This is a genomic window from Accumulibacter sp., assembly GCF_029255285.1.
GTDB lineage: Bacteria > Pseudomonadota > Gammaproteobacteria > Burkholderiales > Rhodocyclaceae > Accumulibacter.
In genome coordinates this window covers 1-17,334 of record NZ_JAPUVI010000112.1, presented here as the reverse complement: position 1 = coordinate 17,334, position 17,334 = coordinate 1, and the positions used below count along the sequence as shown (strand labels likewise).

Sequence of the window (17,334 nt, the reverse complement as noted above, 5' to 3'; positions counted from 1 at the left end):
TCAATCGAGAAGATGAGATACCAAGCCATCAGCCAGTTTTGGTTCGAACCACGTCGACTTCGGCGGCATCACCTGGCCGGCGTCGGCGACCGCCATAAGTTCGCCCATCGGCGTCGGGTACATCGCGAAAGCCACCGCCATCTCGCCGCTATCGACCCGCCTTTCGAGTTCCGGCAGGCCACGCATGCCGCCGACAAAATCGATGCGGCTATCGCGGCGTAAATCAGTGATTCCCAGCAACGGGCCGAGGATCTGCTCGGCAAGTAAAGAAACGTCGAGGCGCCGCACCGGATCGGCCAACGGAACCCGCCCGGACAGGATTTCGAGCCGGTACCAGCGACCTGCCAGATACATGCCGCAAACTCCCGTCCGCTCGGGCCGCACCGGTAGGGCCGACAGGCTCAGCGCATAGCGCCCACGGACGGCCGCCAGAAACTCCTCTTCACTCAAGCCGTTCAGATCGCGTACCACGCGGTTGTAGTCCATGATCCGCATCTGCGTCGCCGGAAAGATGACGGACAGAAAAAATTCGGCGCCGAACGACCTCGCACTCTGGCCACGCCGAGCAGCGGCAACGCGCGAAGCGGCCGCCGAGCGATGATGGCCATCGGCAATGTAGAGTGCCGGCATGGCGTCAAAAACCTCGCTGATCCGCGCAATGTGCGCGGCATCGTCGATCACCCACAGGGTGTGCCGGATGCCGTCTTCTGCTCTGACATCAGCGACCGGCGTGGAGGCACTGACCGGTACCAGCAGGCGCTCGGCTTCCCCGCTGGCGGGGTGAGCGAGCAACACCGGCCCAGTCTGCGCGTTGAGCGCCTCGATTTGACGCACCCGATCGTCTTCCTTGTCTGGCCGAGTGAGTTCATGCTTACGAATCCGGTTGCTCTCGTAGGCCAGCACCGAGGCAACGGCTACAAGGCCGAGTTGAACATGCTCGCCCATTTCGAGCCGATAGGCGTAGTAACACGGCTGCCCGTCACGGCGCAACACACCGGAATCGATCAGGCGTCGGAAGTTGTCGGCCGACCTGGCATAGACCTCGGGAGCGTGCGGATCGACATCCGGAGGCAAGTCGATCTCGGCCTTGGAAACGTGCAAGAAGGACAAGGGTTTGTCGGTTGCTGCCCGACGGGCCTCGTCGCTCGAGAGGACATCGTAGGGTGGTGCCGCCACGGCGGCGGCATCCTCGCGGCGCGGCCGGAGGCCGGCGAAGGGTCGAATCAGGCAAGAATCAAGCGACAAAGAAATCTCCTGCTGAGTAATCTTCAGATGCTCCGGTACAGAGCCTCATAGCGGACGGCAGAATCGGCCCAGGAAAAATCCTGTGCCATACCACGCCTCTGGATCTGAAGCCACACCACGGGATCACGATAAAGCGTCAGCGCATCGCCAATCCTGGAGGCCAGCGCGCGGCTGCCGGCATCATCGAAAACAAAGCCGTTCGCCGTTCCCGCCTTGATCTGCGCCGGAGTGGCATCGCTCACCGTATCGGCCAAACCGCCCACCCGACGCACCAAAGGTAAAGTGCCGTAGCGCAGGGCATAGAGTTGGGTCAGCCCGCAGGGTTCGAAGCGCGAAGGAACCAGCAGAATGTCGGCACCGGCAATGATACGGTGCGACAAGGCGTCATCGTAGCCCAGGTAAACCGATACGGCCTCCGGATGGGCTGCCGCCGCCGCCCGGAAGGCGGCTTCGATATCGGCCTCGCCACTGCCGATCACGACTAGCTGCCCACCCCCGGCGAGCAGATCCGGCAGGGCGCCGAGGATCAGATCCATGCCTTTTTGTGAGGTCAGCCGGCTGACTACCGCAAACAACGGCGCGTTGGCCCGACGGGCAAAACCGAGCTCGGTCTGCAGCTTGGCCTTGCAGACCTTCTTTCCCCGCAGATGACTCGCCGTATAGTTGGCGGGTATCGCCTGGTCACTGCCGGGATCCCATACTGCATAGTCGACGCCATTCAGAATGCCCGAGAGATCCGTTCCCCGGTCGCGCAGCAGACCGTCGAGGCCCCAGCCGAATTCCGGTGTGCAGATTTCCCGGGCATAGGTCGGGCTGACGGCGTTCACGCGCTTCGCATGCACGAGAGCCGCTTTCATGAACGACAACTGCCCGTGAAACTCGAGTGCACTCTGGTTGGCTCCGGAGATGAGCAGCCCGAGATCCGCGTGGTGGTCGAGCGGAAACAGGCCACGAAAAGCCAGATTGTGGATCGTAAACACCGTCGCCGTACTCAGCGCCGGATTCTGCGCCACATAGGCCGCTGCCAGCCCGGCATGCCAGTCATGGGCATGCACAACCTCCGGCTGCCAGTTTCTATCGAGTTCACCGGCCGCCAAGTGGGCGGCCACCCAGCCGAGCAAGGCAAAGCGCCGATGATTGTCCCGCCAGTCGCGACCGTCTGGAGCCAGATAAGGATTGCCATCACGGCGATACAGGAACGGCGCATCGATGACGTAGGCCGGCAGGCCGCTATCCGGCAGACGTCCAAGCCGCAACGTGATCATCGCGGCGCCGAAGGCCGGTCCGAAGCGGCTGATCCGCCTAAGATCGGTCAGGCCATTGAGAACGGCGGGCAGGCCGGGCAGCAGGACGCGGGTATCCAGCCCACGTGCCGCCAGGGCGACCGGCAAGGCGGCAACGACATCGGCCAGACCGCCGGTCTTGACCAGCGGATAGATTTCGACGGCAACATGGAGAACGCGCAAGTCTGGCTTCCCTGGGTCAGTTGATCCGCTCGAGCATCTTGCGGGTGATCAGCGTCACGCCGCTGTCGGTACGGCGGAAGCGACGCGCATCGTCATCCGGATCTTCGCCGACGACCATTCCCGGCGGGATGTCGCAATCGCTATCGACGACGCAGCGCGTCAGGCGCGCTCTCGTTCCGACGGTCGTGTCGGGCAGCAACACCGACAGGTTCACCCGGGCATAGGAATGGACACGGCAACTCGAAAACAGCAGTGAGCGATTGACCTCACCGGAAACGATGCAACCGCTGGAGACCGTAGACTCGATGGCATTGCCGCGCCGGTCGAGATGGTTATGCACGAATTTGGCAGGCGGCAGTTGTTGCTGATACGTCCACACCGGCCAGTTGCGGTCGTAGAGGTTGAGCGCCGGAACGGTGGCCGTGAGATCGATATTGGCGTCCCAGTAGGCATCGATCGTCCCGGCGTCGCGCCAGTAATGCTCCCTGAACTGCTCGTCCGGAGCAACGATGCAACTGCGGGAGAAGGGATGAGCGACAGCGACCCGGTTGGCCACCGCACGCGGGATGATGTCCTTGCCGAAATCGTGACTCGACGTCGGGTCCATGATGTCGCGCGCGAGTTCGGCGTACAGGTACTTGGCGTTGAACACGTAAACACCCATGCTGCACATCGCCATGTCCGGATTGCCCGGCATCGCCGGCGGATCGGCAGGTTTTTCGACAAAATCGGTGATCAGGCCACTGTCATCGACGGCCATCACGCCAAAACCGCTCGCCTCCCGGCGCGGTACCTCGATGCAGGCGACGGTGCACTCGGCGCCGCTCTCGACATGGTCGACCAGCATCACCGCGTAGTTCATCTTGTAGACGTGGTCACCGGCCAGAATCACGACAAACTCTGGTGCCGGCCGATAGGTTTCGAGGATGTCGATATTCTGGTAGACCGCGTCGGCCGTACCCCGGTACCACGATTCCTCGTCCACCCGCTGCTGCGCCGGCAGCAGGTCAACGAATTCGTTCACCTCGCCGTGCAGGAAGTTCCAGCCCCGCTGCAGGTGGCGCAGGAGGCTGTGCGACTTGTACTGCGTCACCACACCGACGCGCCGGATCTGCGAGTTGACACAGTTCGACAAAGCGAAATCGATAATCCGGAACTTGCCGCCAAAATGGACCGCCGGCTTGGCGCGCCGATCCGTCAACTCGTGCAACCGGCTGCCACGACCGCCAGCAAGGACCAGGGCAATCGCCTTGCGCGGCAATTGGAATGTCTTCCTGTCAACCATTTTCGTATCCCCTATGAACTCGTTTCATCGCATCTGGCGGCGCCACCTGGTGTCACCACGTCCTAACTGATCACGTCGGGGCCCTTTCTCCCGGTGATCGAAGCAATCCGTGCAATCGTATCGGCCAGGCCGACGAGCGGCTCCAGTGCCTCTTGCGTCGGCACTTCGTGCTGGCTGGAGTCGCCAACGAAGCGTTCGAGGTAGACGCGCAAAGTCGCGCCTTCGGTACCCGTTCCGGACAGCCGGAATACCACCCGCGAGCCATCGTCGAGCAGGATGCGCACTCCCTGGCGCTCCGAACGTGAGCCATCGACCGGGTCGGTATAGGCGAAATCATCGGCTGCCGCGATCGCCAGCCCGTTGCTCAGCGAGCCGGGCAGTTGCGGCAGGCGTGCCCGTAGTTCTGCCATCAGAAGGTCCGCTTTCGCCGTCTCGATCGCCTCGTAATCGTGGCGCGAATAGACGTTGCGCCCGAAACGACGCCAGTGTTCACGCACGATCACGTCGGCCGGCAAGTCGCGCACGGCCAGAATGTTGAGCCAGTAAAGGACCGCCCACAGGCCATCCTTCTCGCGCACGTGGTTGGAACCCGTGCCGGCGCTTTCCTCGCCGCACAGCGTCGCCATTCCGGCATCGAGCAGCGATCCGAAGTATTTCCAGCCAGTCGGCGTTTCGTAGCAGGCAATGCCGAGTTCCTTCGCCACGCGGTCTACGGCACAACTCGTCGGCATCGAGCGCGCGACTCCCGCCAGACCCCCGGCATAGGCCGGAATCAGCGCGTGGTTGGCGGCCAGGACGGCCAGGCTGTCGCTCGGGCTGACGACGAAATTGCGACCGACAATCATGTTGCGGTCGCCGTCGCCGTCCGAAGCAGCGCCGAACGACAGGCCAGAGCGGCTGTCGGCCAGCGCCGCGACGAGGTCGGCCGCCCAGACCGGGTTGGGATCCGGGTGACCGCCACCGAAATCCGGCAGCGGCGTTCCGTTGACCACCGTGCCGGCAGGGGCACCGAGGCGGGTTTCGAGAATAGCTCGCGCATAGGGGCCGGTGACCGCGTGCATGGCGTCGAAACGCATGCGAAAGTCCGGGCGCGCCAGCAGGCCGGCAATGCGATCGAAGTCGAACAGGGATTCGAGAAGCTCGGCGTAGTCGGCCACCGGATCGATGACGCTGACGATCATTTCGCCAATGACGGTCTCGCCGATGTGCGCCAGATCGATGTCGGGCGACTCGACGGTGCGATAGGCGCTGATCTCCTGCGTGCGCCGATAAACGGCGTCGGTGAAGGCCTCGTTCGCCGGCCCGCCGTTGCCGAGGTTGTACTTGATTCCGAAATCACCCTTCGGGCCACCCTCGTTGTGACTGGCGGACAGGATGATGCCGCCGAAAGCCTGCCATTTGCGGATCACGGCGCTCGCCGCCGGGGTGGACAGAATACCGTCACGACCGACGAGAACACGGCCGAAACCGGCCGCCGCCGCCATGCGCAGGATGGTCTGGATGGCCACATCGTTGTAGTAACGACCGTCGCCACCGAGGACCAGGGTTTGCCCCTGCTGGCCCGACAGCGTGTCGAAGATGGCCTGTACGAAATTCTCGAGATAGCGCGGCTGGCAAAAAACCGCGACCTTCTTCCGTAACCCGGATGTCCCCGGCTTCTGGCCTGAGTAAGGCGTGCTGGGAACGCTGATCACCTTGATGCTCATCTTATGCCTCGTGACAAATGGAGTTTTCTGGATCGCCGACCGAGCGCTACGGGCTCATGCCAGATGTTGCCGGCTGAAAGCCAGCAACTGGCGCGTCGAAGTGTCGAGCTTTTCCGCCAGCGCCGGGTCGCCGATCGCCGGCAGTATGCTGTTGGCGACAGCCTTGCCCAACTCGACTCCCCACTGGTCGAAAGAATTGAGCCCCCAGATGACGCCCTGAACGAATACCTTGTGCTCGTACAGGGCGACCAGTGCGCCAATCGTTTGCGGATCGAGTCGCGACAGCAACAAGGTCGACGACGGCTGATTACCGGGAAACACCTTATGTGGCAGGAGTTCGGCCAGCGCTGCCGGCGACATCGTCCGACTGAGTTCATTGCGCGCCTCGTCGATCGTCTTGCCGAAAGCGAGCGCGGCACTCTGCGCGAAACAGTTGGCGAGCAAGGCTTCCTGATGCCCGGGCAAAGGATAGTCGGAACGTACGGCCGCGATGAAATCGCAAGGCACGAGTCGCCCACCCTGATGGAGGAGCTGGAAAAACGCGTGCTGCCCATTGTTGCCGAGTTCTCCCCACACGATGGGATTCGACGCACAGGCCAGCGGCTGGCCATCGATCCCCACCGCCTTGCCGTTGCTCTCCATCTCGAGTTGCTGCAGGAACGACGGAAAGTACTTCAGCGACTCGTTGTAGGGCAGCACCGCATTGCTCGTCGCGCCCAGGAAATTGGTGTTCCAGATGCCGATCAGGGCCATCACCACCGGCAGGTTGCGCTCATAGGGCGTGCTGAGAAAATGCTCGTCCATGCGCTGGGCACCGGCGAGCAGATCAGCAAAGGCATGCGGACCGATGGCGATCATGAGCGCCAAGCCAACGGCCGACCACAGCGAGAAACGCCCTCCGACCCAATCCCAGAGCGGAAACACCGCCTCCTCGCGAATGCCGAATTCGACGGCGCGCTGTGGTTTGGCGGTCAGCGCGGCAAAGTGGTTGCCCACCGCCGCGTCGCCGAGGTTGGCGACCAGCCAGCCGCGCGCGGTCTGCGCGTTGAGCATCGTCTCCTGCGTGGTGAAGGTCTTGCTGGCGACGAGGAACAGTGTCGTACGCGGATCGAGCGTCTGCAGGAGCGGCGCCAGTTGGGCACCATCGAGATTGGAAACATAGTGCACGCCGAGCGCTGGATGAGAGATCGAGCGCAAGGCGTAACCGACCATCTTGGGGCCGAGATCGGAGCCGCCGATGCCGATGTTGACGACATTGCGGATCGGCATGCCAGTAAAGCCGAAGGCGTTGCCGGAACGGATGTTGTCGGCGAAAGCGGCCATGCGCTGGCGCGTCGCGAGAACCTCCGGCATGACGTCCAGATCGCCGGCCGGGAAAGGCCCGTTCGCCCGCCGCAGAGCGACATGGAGCACCGCCCGGTCTTCGCTGGCATTGATCCGTTCGCCGCCGAACATCCGCTGCGTCCACTCCTCGAGCCGCGCCTCGTGCGCCAACGCGGTCAGCAACTGCAGCGTCGTCGAATCGACGCGCTGCTTCGAGAAATCGTAGAGGATTCCGTCGAAGCTCAGCGAGAGCGAGTTGGCACGCCCTGGATCGCGGGCAAACATTTCTCTCAGATGCACAGGCGAAGACGACAGCCGGTGCGCTTCAATAGCCTTCCAGGCGGTTGAGGCGGTGATGTTCATGGTCGGTCAAAGCTCGTTGATGAAGGATCAGGCCATTCGAAAATGGCTGCAGGAGAGGGCTGGAGACGAAATATGACGAGATATGCTGTTCCGGTTGTCAGCTTGCCAGAATGCTCGGCAGAACGCAAAAAAGAATGCTCGACGGCCATCCCGGGAGCCATTCCCGAGCCGTTTCGGACCTTGGTTGCGGAGCTATGCGGATCACGGTTTGCACACTGTTGGCACCCGGCCGACCGAGCGAGGCAGGGATGGCGAAGAAAAGCAAAGAGTACTGGTCGGCCTGGTCGATTGAAGTCAAAGACTGGCCACCGACTGCCGATCGGCAGCCTCGAGCCGACATGCCCGCACGCTGGCGGCGAAAGGCTTGTCCTCCTCGTTGATGTGACGCTCGAACCAATATTCGGCATAGCGCAAAAAGGAGTGCACATCGCGCCTGCCACGCTTTACCTCGCCGAGCGCCCGGCGTAGCACGCGCAGGTTTTCCCGGTGCACTTTGGCGTGCTCGGCGAACTCCGCCCCGGCTTCCCGGGCCACACGCTCTTCGGTCGCGAAATGGTGCTGCACGTAGTCGAGCAGGCTCTGGAAGCCGTCGAAAGGAGCCGGCCCACTACCGTAGCAGGCGACCTTGAGGGACTCGACACGACGAAAAATCTCTTCGTGCTGGGTATCGATTTCAGGCAGATCAATCAGCAGGGCCTCCGGCAAGACACCAGCAAGACTGACCTCCATGACAAAGCCCTCCAGGAAAACGTGGAATTCTTTCAATGGCTACAGTATAAAAAGAGGGACCGAAGAATTCCAGTAAAATCAGGCCACGCTCAGGCGAATACGCCATGCAGGAACCATCCGATCTGGCTGCGGAAGACCCATAGCCATTCGGCACGCGGGGAGACGGCGACGAAATAGTCGCGCCGCACATCGCCGAGCGCACCGCGCTCGGCTTCGTCCCACCAACCACTCTCAATGCGCTCGGGGCCGGCAAGCAATCGCAGAGGGCCGCCACATTGCGGCCGACCGGCCACCTCGCGCAAGATCTGCGGTCTGGCGAGGAGCCAAAGCGGACGCGGGCCGGGCAGCGCGTCCCGCTGGACGGCTGCGGGCCGTCTGGCCGGGAACTTTTCTCCTGCCGGCAAGCGGGGAGGGATGGCCCGTGAAGCATTCTCCGGACGATGCTCGGCAAGCACCGACAAAGCATGCACACGGCCACTCCCGAGGCGCGCCTGCAGACCTTCGACCAGCGCTGCCAACGAATCGCCGCCGGCACTTTCGCCCTGCTGGCCGAACAGGCTCCCGGTACGGCTCGGCAGCGCGGCCGGCGCCTCGGCCCGCAAAGTGATCCGCTCGACAGCCGCCGGCAGTGCGAGCCCTTGCAGGCGCTCGCCGAACACGCGCCTGATCCGCCCGGCACTGCGCGTCGCCGCGGCAAAGCCGAGCGCCAGAACGGTGGCCGGTCGCTGTCGCACGCCACGCTCGTGGTCGAACTCGAAAAAGCATTCACTGACGCCTGCACCACGGACAGCCAGCCAGCCGCACAAGGCATCGATCAGGCAGCGTCCGGCGAAACCGATGGCCATGGCATTTTCCACCCGTACCGGCAATTCCAGCCGCTCGACGAAACGTTCCGGAAAAACGAAGCGCGGTCGCGGATCCGGCAACTCGCCGAGCGCGCGTGCCAGGTCAGTGGCCAAGCCGGAACCGAGGCGGCGCGTCAGACCGGCGCGCGGCAGACGCAATACATCAGCCAACGAACGCACACCAAAGCTCGCCAGACGGAGTTGCTGCTGTGCCGACAGGCCGAGCACCGTCAGCGGCAGCCTGGCGAGGCGATGCGGTAACTGAGCGCTGACCAGGCAGGGTTTTGCATCGCCGGCCAACGCCAGCCACTGTGCGGCGAGCGGCGTCGGCGCCAGCGCTGCCCGCGGCGCGAAGCCCTGCTCGGCGCAAGCGCGAACGATGCGCTCGAACAAAAGCGCGGTGCCGCCGAAGAGGCGTAGCGACCCGCTTACCTCGAGCAGCAGCGTTTGTGGTGGCAGAACGCAGACTTCGGAAGTGAAAGTGCCGGCCCAGCAGGCGAGCCGAGCCAAGGCGGCCTGCTCGCGCGCGGCAGCGCGTTCCTGAATGGCCAAAGCGGGCAACAAGCCCCACGCCTCGGCCAGTCGCAATCCGGGCAGGACGCCTGATGCGGCGGCGACATCGTCGGCCACGACGATACGTTCATGGCTGACGACGGCACTAGGCGATGAGCGGCTGGCAAGGACTTCGAGCGACAAGTTCGGCAGATGCAGGGCAAGCCAGAGCATGACTCAGGGGCAAGGGGCGGTGAACGGCAAGCGGCAGCGGTACGGGCTGGGCGCCGCCACGGCGCTTGAGCAGGCGGACGACGAATTGCTCACCCGCCGTTTCGAGCAGCAGACGCAGCGGCGCCGGCGAGGGCTGGCCGGCGCAATCCGGCGGACGGAAGACGAACAACAGCATACGGCTGGCCTCGGCAGCAAGTTGCAGGCGGCGAAGCAGACTCGCCTGGGCGTCGGGCAGCCAGGCGACGACGGCGCCAACGCCTTCGGTAGCCAGAGCGCGCTCACAAGCCCAGGCAGCGTCGCGGCCGGGAGCACTGGCGACCAGCAGGCGTGACAGATCGACGCCGGCCGCCTGCAAGGCCGGCGCATAGAGTGGGTGCGGTGGGGCGACGCAAACCAGCCAGGCCAGTTCATCACTCGACAGGCGTGCCAAGGCCGGGAGCAAGAGGCTCAGTTCGCCCATTCCGTGCCGTACCGGCAAAAGCTCGGTCAGACAAGCGCGTGGCCAGCCGCCACCGGGCAACTCACGATCGAGTTCGGCAAAACCCGTCGATACCCCGGGTAGCGGCGCTCTGGCAAGGTCGTCACCGCGCCAGACGTCGGCGCGTTCGAGGATTTGCGAGAGCATCGGTGATGGACGCATGCGGAAAGCCCGGCCACCTCTACATCGCTTCGCTGTCGCGGATCAAGCCGACGGCAATCCCTTCGATGGCCAAGGTCCGCGTGTTCGTGTCAACGACGATGGGCGCGAAATCGGGGTTCTCGGCGATGAGCTCGATCACGCTGCCCTGCTGACGGAAGCGCTTGACCGTCACCTCTTCGTCGAGCCTGGCGACGACGATCTGGCCGTTGCGCGCCTCTCTGCTGCGATGCACGGCGAGCAGGTCGCCATCGAGAATGCCGGCGTCGATCATCGACAGACCGCGAACGCGCAACAGGAAATCGGCGCGTGGCCGAAACAGGCTGCTATCGAGCGCATAACGGCGCTGAATGTTTTCCATGGCCAGAATCGGGCTACCGGCCGCGACACTGCCGATCAAGGGCAGACCGAGTTGTTCGACCAGCCGGATACCGCGCGCCGAGCCCGGTTCGAGCAAAATGGCGCCCTTCTTGGCCAGCGCCCGGAGGTGCTCCTCAGCCGCATTGTGCGAAGCAAAGCCGAAAGCGTTGGCGATTTCGGCCCGCGTCGGTGGCGCGCCGAGCGCCTCCAGCGTCTGGCGAATGAAGTCGAGTATTTCCTGTTGCCGCGGCGTAAGCTTGAGCATGATCTTGCCCTCCATGGTCGATTTCTGTATTTTCATACAGTCAAAGATAAAAAAGCAAGGGGCAGGATCTCCGAATGAGTGGGAAGCGGAGGCGCAAGATGCGACAATTGCCGCATCGCAGCAGAGGTACGAAATGAGCGCCGTTACCCGAAAACTGTCTTTCCTCGACAGGTATTTGACGATCTGGATTTTTGCCGCCATGGCCATTGGCGTCGGTCTGGGCTTTTACGTTCCGGGCATCGAGGAGCGGATCGATTCCTTCCGGGTCGGAACGACCAACCTGCCGATCGCGTTGGGCCTCATCCTGATGATGTACCCGCCCTTCGCCAAAGTGCGCTACGAGGAACTGCCGGATGTCTTCGTCGACCGGAAGGTTCTCGCTCTGTCGCTGCTTCAGAACTGGGTCGTCGGGCCGCTGCTGATGTTCGCGCTGGCGGTCATCTTCCTGCCGGACAAGCCCGAATACATGGTGGGGCTGATCCTGATCGGGCTGGCCCGCTGCATCGCCATGGTGATCGTCTGGAACGAAATCGCCAGGGGGTCGACCGAGTACGCGGCCGGTCTCGTCGCTTTCAACTCGATTTTTCAGGTCCTGTTCTACAGCGCCTATGCCTGGCTGTTCGTGACCGTACTGCCGCCCATGTTCGGGCTCTCGGGTTCGGTGGTCGATGTCTCGATCGGCCAGATTGCCGAGAGCGTCTTCATCTACCTGGGAATTCCCTGCGTCGCCGGGGTGCTGACGCGAGTGCTCATGCTGCGCTTCGTCTCGAAGCAGTGGTACCACGAACGGTTCGTCCCGAAGATCGGACCGCTCACCCTGCTTGCCCTGCTCTTCACCATCGTCGTCATGTTCAGCCTCAAAGGCAAGCTGATCGTCACCATCCCGCTCGACGTGCTGCGCATCGCCGTCCCTCTGCTGCTCTACTTCGTGCTCATGTTTCTGGTGTCCTTCCTCATGAGCAAGCAGGCCGGCGCCGGCTACGGGAAATGCGCCACCCTGTCGTTCACCGCGGCGAGCAACAACTTCGAGCTGGCGATCGCCGTCGCCGTCGCCGTTTATGGCATCGATTCCGGCGTCGCCTTCGCGGCCGTCGTCGGCCCGCTGGTCGAGGTGCCCGTGATGATCGGTCTGGTGAGGGCTTCGCTGTGGTTCGAGAAGCGCTATTTCGCCTCCGAAGACCGCACCGCGTGAACGCCTGCCCAGGTAACGCCGGCTGGCTGGCGTTCTTGCCGGCCAGCCGCGGCGCCGCGTCGACATCGCTGCCGACCTTAATGCCGCGGCCACGTGCGGCCACATCCTCCCGCAACGGCCGCTCCACGCCGGCGGCGGACTGCCGGACTACGCCATCCCGGCGATCCGGGTTCTTGGGCGGAGAGCCTCGATCATGGAAGGCGGCGGTGAGCGGCGAGCGTTCGTCCTGCCGCCCGCTTGCCCACCTGGACGAGCATGAGAGCCACGGCGAGCGCCGTCAGGAAGCTGGACGCCGGTTCCGGAACGGCGCGCGTTCCGGCAAACCGCAGAATGGGCTGCGCTCCCGAAATGGTCGAGGAGACGACTTCCCTCTCATAGGCACCCGTATTGTCGAAAGAGAAGTAGTAGCGGCCAAGGTGGGTCGCACCCGCGTCTCTTGTGAAGTTGACGCCGAATCCGGAAATGTTTCGAAAACCGACGAAATAGTCCTCGCCTGTCTGTAGATCCAGGTCGGCGAACGACCACGTTTCGAACGGCTGCCCGGTGATGCTGGTCGAGGCGCTGCCGAGCAAATGACCGCCGTTCAAAGGTGCTCCGTCCCAAATCTCCAGCACTACGGTACGACTATCGATCGACGCAAAGCGCGTCTTGACCTCGGACAACGAGTAGGATTCGGTCGGCGAATACAACCATCCGGCTTCCGCCGCTGACCAGTCGGTGCCTGCGACGGGCGACGCCCCGCCATTGATCGAGTCGACTTGCGTTGGCAGTGCGGCGGCAGAGCCGCAGGCAATGACCGTCGCCACCACAAAGCATGCGCGCGCAAAATTCATGACACCCCCCTTTTTTCGACTTGGTTTAGAGACAACGGCTGACCGGGCGGCGAAAGCAATACCGATGCCACCCACGCAGATCGTTGATTCGTCTGTTGTCCGAGGATGGCCGAAGTGGTCGCTTTAAAATTATCCGACAAGGCAAGCGCTTGGGCCGGCGTTCCCGAAGTGGAATATTGGCGCCTGTGCGGCGCCTGCCGAACGAGTTCGTTCGGCGCTGACGATATACTTGACCCATGCTTCGCCGGAGAAGCTCGTTACCTAGGCACACCATGGATGAGAACCAGCGCCGTTCGGCGCACCGGGAATGGCGAGAGCCCCGCCAGAGCGGGCTATTGATCGTCCTGCTGCTCGCGCTGGCCGCCACCGCGCAGGCGCGCGGCCCGGTGCGGGCGAGCGAGGGAAACACCCGCGGCTGGCAGCTCATGACGCCGGAAGAACGGGTCGAACATCAGGCGACCATCCGCGGCTTCAAGACTTACGAGGAATGCCACAACTACCAGGTGGCGCACCACCAGCGCATGGCGGAACGCGCCCGCCAGCGCGGCCTGGACTTGCCGCCGGGAAGGCGGGACATCTGCGCCCACCTGCAACCGGCGAATGACCCCCGCCCAGCGGCCGACTGATCCTGCGCCAAGCCGTCCTCATGACCCTCCTCCGCCGGCTAGCGATTCCGCTGCTCGTCCTGGTCGCCTGCACCACCCCGGTGTATTGGGCCTTTCCCGAGGATCTCTCGGTGGCGCGCGGCCTGGGCATCGTCCTCGGCTGGGCCGGTTGCGGCCTGTTGCTCGCCAGCCTGCTGCTGATGCTGCGCGAGACCTGGCTGTCCCGCTGGCTGGGCGGACTGGAAAGGATGTACCAGTGGCATCACCGGGTCGGCGTCGCGGCCTATATCCTGTTGCTGGCGCATCCGCTGGCACTCGCTGTCGACGCCTGGCCGACGTCTCCCGCGCTGGCCTGGCAGACGCTGTCGCCCTTCAGCCAGGGCTGGCCGGTCTGGCTGGGCTGGCTGTCGCTGCTCTTGCTGATGCTCGGCCTGGCCGCCACCTTCGCCAGTCACCTGCCGTATCGAAGCTGGCGCCGGCGGCACGTCTCGCTCGGCGTCGGCGTTCTCGTCGGCCTGCTGCATCTGCGGCAGCTCGGCATCGAAGAGCCGGTCCTGCCGATCCTCGCACTGGCCGCGCTGTTTCTCGGCTGGCGACTGATCCGCGAGGATTTCGGGCTTGCCGCCCGGCCGTACGTCGTGCAGTCGGCGGCGCCGGTCGCCGAAGGAATGGTCGAGATCGTCCTCCAGCCGCTTGCCGAACCCATTGCCGCGACGCCGGGACAGTTCGTTCTGGTCGCCTTCTTCGCCGGGCCGACCTTCCGCGGCTGTGGCGAATTCCACCCCTTCACCGTCAGTTCGATCGCCGCCGGCGGCCTGATCCGGATCGGCGTCAAAGCCCTGGGCGACTGCACCCGGCGCCTGCAGAGCGTCGAATCGGGCGTCCTGGCACGGGTGCATGGCGCCTTCGGCACCTTTCTCGCCGACCGGCCCGCGGCGCCGCAACTGTGGCTGGCCGGCGGCATCGGCATCACGCCTTTCCTCGCCCTGCTGCGGGCCGGACCGCTCGGCCAGCCGACGACACTCGTCTACCTCCATCGCCGCGCCGCGGACGCCGCTTTTCTGCAGGAGATCCGCGCCCTGGCCGAGAGCGACCGCCAACTGACCTTGCACGCGCTGGCCACCGGCAACGAGCCGCCGGACCTCGCCGCCCTGCTGCCGGCCGCGCCCGCCCTGGCCGGCATCGAATGCTATCTGTGCGGGCCGCCGGCCATGATCGACGCCGTCCGGCAGGTGCTGCGCGAACGCGGCATCCGGCCCCGCCACATCCACTTCGAGAACTTCGGGTTCCGCTGATGCGCCGCCTGTATGTCCTGGCAACGGCGCTTTTCTGGCTCCTGGTGGCGGCCTTCTGGGCCGCCGGCCGCTGGTGGCCGGCGGCCGACGAGACGGGCACGGCGCTCGCCGAGCGGTCGTTTGCGCCGGCCGAGCTGGCCAGACACGCGCTTCCCGACGACTGCTGGATGGCGATTCGCGGCCAAGTGTACGATGTCAGCGCCTATCTTCCCGAGCACCCGTCGCGCCCGGGCGTCGTCCTGCCCTGGTGCGGCAAGGAAGCGACCGAAGCCTACGAGACCAAGAACAAGGGCCGCCCGCATTCCGCCCAGGCCGACGAACTGCTGGCCAGGTATCGCATCGGCCGTCTGGCGGCCGACCGGCCCTGACCGGCCCTGACCGGCCCTGACCGGCGCGCCGCCGGTGCGCGGCGCGCCGGCGATCAAGCGCCGATCAGCCAGTACCGCTCGCCGCGCTCGGTCGCCACCGCGCGCAGGCCGAAGCGGCGCTCCGGCGCCGCGCCGTGGCGGATCAGCGCGTGCATGTCGCAGATCACGTCGCGGGCTTCGGCGACGTAGCCATGCCCGAGCAGCGTCAGATCGGCGTTGACGGCGTTCACCGTGTCGATGCCGGGCGCGATGGTGACCGGCGGCATGAGTCCGGCGCGCGGGTAGTCGTGCAGCCAGCGCGAAGCCTCGACCGCCGCATCGCGACTGGAGACGTACAGCGTCGTGCGCTGCGCGAGCCGCGGATAGGCGGCGCAGCGCTGCAGGAACTGACGCGCATCGACGTCGGCGGCGGCGAGCATGATCTGCCCGAAGCGCACATCGACGCGCCGCCGGGCCTCGTCGGCGATCCTGTGCACGGCGCGCAGGACGGCACGGTTGCCCATGCTGTGCGCGATCAGATGCACCCGGCTGGCGCCGCTGCGCAACGCGAAGTCGCACAGAAAATCGGCGATCGGGTCTTCGTCCAGCTCGATGGCGGCCTCGTCGGCCAGGTAGCTCGCCACTCGTCCGCGCGAGGCCCAACTGTAGAAGGCCATCGCCCCCCGGATCTGGAGATCGAAGCCGATCTGCGCGGCGCGCAGCGCGGCCTCCTCGAAGTCGACGTTGAAGCCGTGGATGAAGACGACCGCGTCGCGCTCGTCCACCGGGCTCTGCCGCAAGTGCTCGCCGAGCTGCCGCCAGAAGGTCTCGGCGTTCGCCGCGTCGACGGCGAGCAGGCGCAAGCGGTCGTCGGTGAAGGTGACGAGACGCTTCCACCAGGGGGAGCCGAGGGCGCCGACCTGGTGCGAACGCGGGACGAACACCCGGCAACTGCCGTAGTGAATCCGGCTGTCGCGCTCGACGCCGAAACCGAGCGCGGGCTTGGTCGCGTCGAGCGGTGTGCGGCTGGTCGCGTACCAGACGCGGTACTCGGCGTCCGCTTGCGGAGCCGCCGGCGCGAAGCCGGCGTAGGCCGCGAGTTGGCGGGCGAGGCCGCGCACGAGACCGTGCCGGCCCTCACGACGGCCGCCGTCCGCGTCGCCGGCAGCGGCGGGCGGGCCGGCCGGCGCCAGTTGGGTTTCCAGCACGGCCAGCACATCGGCGGTTTCCAAGCGCTCGCCGCCGGGGGCGAAGCGGCGCATCGGTTCCGCCTGCGCCAGCAGCGCCGCGAGCGCGTCGCGGAAGCGATCGTCGCTCGCGAGGACACGCAGCGCCGACCGCGCGAGCTCGCCTTCGGACGGCCGGTCGACGCTGTCAGCCGCCACCGACAGCGTCTTGAACAGCGCGTCGGCCTGCGCTGGCGCGAAACCTGGCGCGGCGGCGGGCGTCGGCATCGCGCGAACGAAACGTCGCAGCAAAGCGATCGCCTGTTCGCTGCCAAGGGCCTCGATTCTGGATTCGAGTTCAGTCATGAAGTGCCTCCATCCCCGGCTTGGCGAAGTGCGTCGAGGCGTTCGAGCGATCCCCGAGCGATCGCCGCGGAGTGCTCGTTGCCCACGCGCTCGAAGATCGCCAGCGACTTGCGGTACCAGCCCTCGGCCGCCGCGAAGTCGCGCCGCTCCTCGGCGACCCTGCCGAGCTGGTGGTAGGTCATCGCCGCGCCGTGCTCGTCGCCTTGGCGCTCGAAGATCGCCAGCGCCTTGCGGTACCAGTCCTCGGCCGCCGCGAAGTCGCGCCGTTCCAAGGCCAGGCTGCCAAGCTGGCCGTAGGTACTCGCCGCGCTGTGCTCGCTGCCCTGGCGCTCCTTGATCGCCAGCGACTGGCGGTACCAGTCCTCGGCCGCCGCGAAGTCGCGCCGCTCCTGGGCAACGATGCCGAGCTGGTGGTAGGTCATCGCCGCGCCGTGCTCGTTGCCCTAGCGCTCCTTGATCGCCAGCGACTTGCGGTACCAGTCCTCGGCCGCCGCGAAGTAGCGCCGCTCCTGGGCTACGATGCCGAGCTGGTGGTAGGTGATCGCCGCGCCGTGCTCGTTGCCCTGGCGCTCATTGATCG

Annotated in this window: 16 protein-coding genes; 4 read left to right on the top strand and 12 right to left on the bottom strand. The window is 65.2% G+C overall.

The genetic code is table 11. From position 1 onward, the window contains the following. The 9 genes from Q1M07_RS18100 to lexA all read right to left on the bottom strand — a co-directional run bounded on the left by Q1M07_RS18100 (nt 1) and on the right by lexA (nt 10,950). Nucleotides 1–1,245 carry a DUF1015 family protein gene (locus tag Q1M07_RS18100; RefSeq protein ID WP_300456397.1) on the bottom strand — a complete coding sequence of 415 codons (1,245 nt, stop codon included), beginning with the start codon at nt 1,243–1,245 and terminating at the stop codon, nt 1–3. A 23-nt stretch (nt 1,246–1,268) separates the two neighbouring features. After that, complete coding sequence (gene glgA / locus Q1M07_RS18095) at nt 1,269–2,711, bottom strand: glycogen synthase GlgA (protein WP_300456394.1); 1,443 nt, start codon at nt 2,709–2,711, stop codon at nt 1,269–1,271. A gap of 16 nt (nt 2,712–2,727) precedes the next feature. After that, nucleotides 2,728–3,996: a glucose-1-phosphate adenylyltransferase gene (gene glgC / locus Q1M07_RS18090; protein ID WP_300456391.1), complete on the bottom strand. Its 1,269-nt coding sequence runs from the start codon at nt 3,994–3,996 to the stop codon at nt 2,728–2,730. 62 nt (nt 3,997–4,058) lie between these two features. After that, entirely contained in the window at nt 4,059–5,702 is a 1,644-nt protein-coding gene (locus tag Q1M07_RS18085; RefSeq protein ID WP_300456388.1) for an alpha-D-glucose phosphate-specific phosphoglucomutase, read from the bottom strand. A 54-nt stretch (nt 5,703–5,756) separates the two neighbouring features. Further along, on the bottom strand, nt 5,757–7,388 hold the full coding sequence (gene pgi, locus Q1M07_RS18080) for a glucose-6-phosphate isomerase (protein ID WP_300456385.1): 1,632 nt from the start codon (nt 7,386–7,388) through the stop codon (nt 5,757–5,759). 294 nt (nt 7,389–7,682) lie between these two features. Next, a complete protein-coding gene (locus tag Q1M07_RS18075; RefSeq protein WP_300456382.1) occupies nt 7,683–8,117 on the bottom strand; it encodes a hemerythrin family protein in 435 nt (144 codons plus the stop codon). Nucleotides 8,118–8,206: 89 nt separating this feature from the next. Then, the gene (locus Q1M07_RS18070; protein WP_300456379.1) at nt 8,207–9,688 is read right to left on the bottom strand and encodes a DNA polymerase Y family protein; all 1,482 of its coding nucleotides are present in this window, start codon (nt 9,686–9,688) and stop codon (nt 8,207–8,209) included. Further along, a complete protein-coding gene (gene imuA / locus Q1M07_RS18065) occupies nt 9,621–10,328 on the bottom strand; it encodes a translesion DNA synthesis-associated protein ImuA (protein ID WP_300456376.1) in 708 nt (235 codons plus the stop codon). The genes Q1M07_RS18070 and imuA overlap by 68 nt, the downstream gene beginning before the upstream one ends. Before the next feature lie 19 nt (nt 10,329–10,347). Then, a complete protein-coding gene (lexA, locus tag Q1M07_RS18060) occupies nt 10,348–10,950 on the bottom strand; it encodes a transcriptional repressor LexA (protein WP_300456374.1) in 603 nt (200 codons plus the stop codon). Nucleotides 10,951–11,083: 133 nt separating this feature from the next. Between lexA and arsB the strand changes: the two genes are divergently transcribed. Next, nucleotides 11,084–12,142, top strand: a complete 1,059-nt coding sequence (gene arsB / locus Q1M07_RS18055) for an ACR3 family arsenite efflux transporter (protein ID WP_300456371.1) — start codon at nt 11,084–11,086, stop codon at nt 12,140–12,142. Nucleotides 12,143–12,333: 191 nt separating this feature from the next. Here the strand turns inward: arsB and Q1M07_RS18050 are convergent, their stop codons facing one another. Next, nucleotides 12,334–13,050: a hypothetical protein gene (locus Q1M07_RS18050; protein ID WP_300456369.1), complete on the bottom strand. Its 717-nt coding sequence runs from the start codon at nt 13,048–13,050 to the stop codon at nt 12,334–12,336. Between the two features lie 197 nt (nt 13,051–13,247). Here Q1M07_RS18050 and Q1M07_RS18045 point away from each other — a divergent pair, with 197 nt between their 5' ends. From Q1M07_RS18045 to Q1M07_RS18035, 3 genes are read left to right on the top strand one after another with little or no spacing between them, the layout of a single operon-like run. Then, on the top strand, nt 13,248–13,601 hold the full coding sequence (locus Q1M07_RS18045; RefSeq protein ID WP_300456366.1) for a hypothetical protein: 354 nt from the start codon (nt 13,248–13,250) through the stop codon (nt 13,599–13,601). A gap of 20 nt (nt 13,602–13,621) precedes the next feature. Next, entirely contained in the window at nt 13,622–14,875 is a 1,254-nt protein-coding gene (locus tag Q1M07_RS18040; RefSeq protein WP_300456363.1) for a ferric reductase-like transmembrane domain-containing protein, read from the top strand. Then, nucleotides 14,872–15,243, top strand: coding sequence for a cytochrome b5-like heme/steroid binding domain-containing protein (locus Q1M07_RS18035; protein WP_300456692.1), 372 nt, complete (start codon nt 14,872–14,874; stop codon nt 15,241–15,243). Before Q1M07_RS18040 ends, Q1M07_RS18035 begins: the two co-directional genes overlap by 4 nt. Before the next feature lie 53 nt (nt 15,244–15,296). Here Q1M07_RS18035 and Q1M07_RS18030 read toward each other — a convergent pair whose 3' ends face one another. Further along, entirely contained in the window at nt 15,297–16,700 is a 1,404-nt protein-coding gene (locus Q1M07_RS18030; RefSeq protein WP_300456360.1) for an alpha/beta hydrolase, read from the bottom strand. Nucleotides 16,701–16,750: 50 nt separating this feature from the next. Continuing rightward, complete coding sequence (locus Q1M07_RS18025) at nt 16,751–17,176, bottom strand: tetratricopeptide repeat protein (RefSeq protein ID WP_300456357.1); 426 nt, start codon at nt 17,174–17,176, stop codon at nt 16,751–16,753. Between the last annotated feature and the right edge of the window lie 158 nt (nt 17,177–17,334).

Bases quoted from the DNA above. Each gene is read 5' to 3' on its own strand.
- pgi (WP_300456385.1), bottom strand. From the start codon at position 7,388: ATGAACATCACCGCCTCAACCGCCTGGAAGGCTATTGAAGCGCACCGG.
- Q1M07_RS18025 (WP_300456357.1), bottom strand. From the start codon at position 17,176: ATGACCTACCACCAGCTCGGCATCGTTGCCCAGGAGCGGCGCGACTTC.
- arsB (WP_300456371.1), top strand. From the start codon at position 11,084: ATGAGCGCCGTTACCCGAAAACTGTCTTTCCTCGACAGGTATTTGACG.
- Q1M07_RS18040 (WP_300456363.1), top strand. From the start codon at position 13,622: ATGACCCTCCTCCGCCGGCTAGCGATTCCGCTGCTCGTCCTGGTCGCC.
- Q1M07_RS18070 (WP_300456379.1), bottom strand. From the start codon at position 9,688: ATGCTCTGGCTTGCCCTGCATCTGCCGAACTTGTCGCTCGAAGTCCTT.
- imuA (WP_300456376.1), bottom strand. From the start codon at position 10,328: ATGCGTCCATCACCGATGCTCTCGCAAATCCTCGAACGCGCCGACGTC.
- Q1M07_RS18085 (WP_300456388.1), bottom strand. From the start codon at position 5,702: ATGAGCATCAAGGTGATCAGCGTTCCCAGCACGCCTTACTCAGGCCAG.
- Q1M07_RS18075 (WP_300456382.1), bottom strand. From the start codon at position 8,117: ATGGAGGTCAGTCTTGCTGGTGTCTTGCCGGAGGCCCTGCTGATTGAT.
- lexA (WP_300456374.1), bottom strand. From the start codon at position 10,950: ATGCTCAAGCTTACGCCGCGGCAACAGGAAATACTCGACTTCATTCGC.
- Q1M07_RS18045 (WP_300456366.1), top strand. From the start codon at position 13,248: ATGGATGAGAACCAGCGCCGTTCGGCGCACCGGGAATGGCGAGAGCCC.
- glgC (WP_300456391.1), bottom strand. From the start codon at position 3,996: ATGGTTGACAGGAAGACATTCCAATTGCCGCGCAAGGCGATTGCCCTG.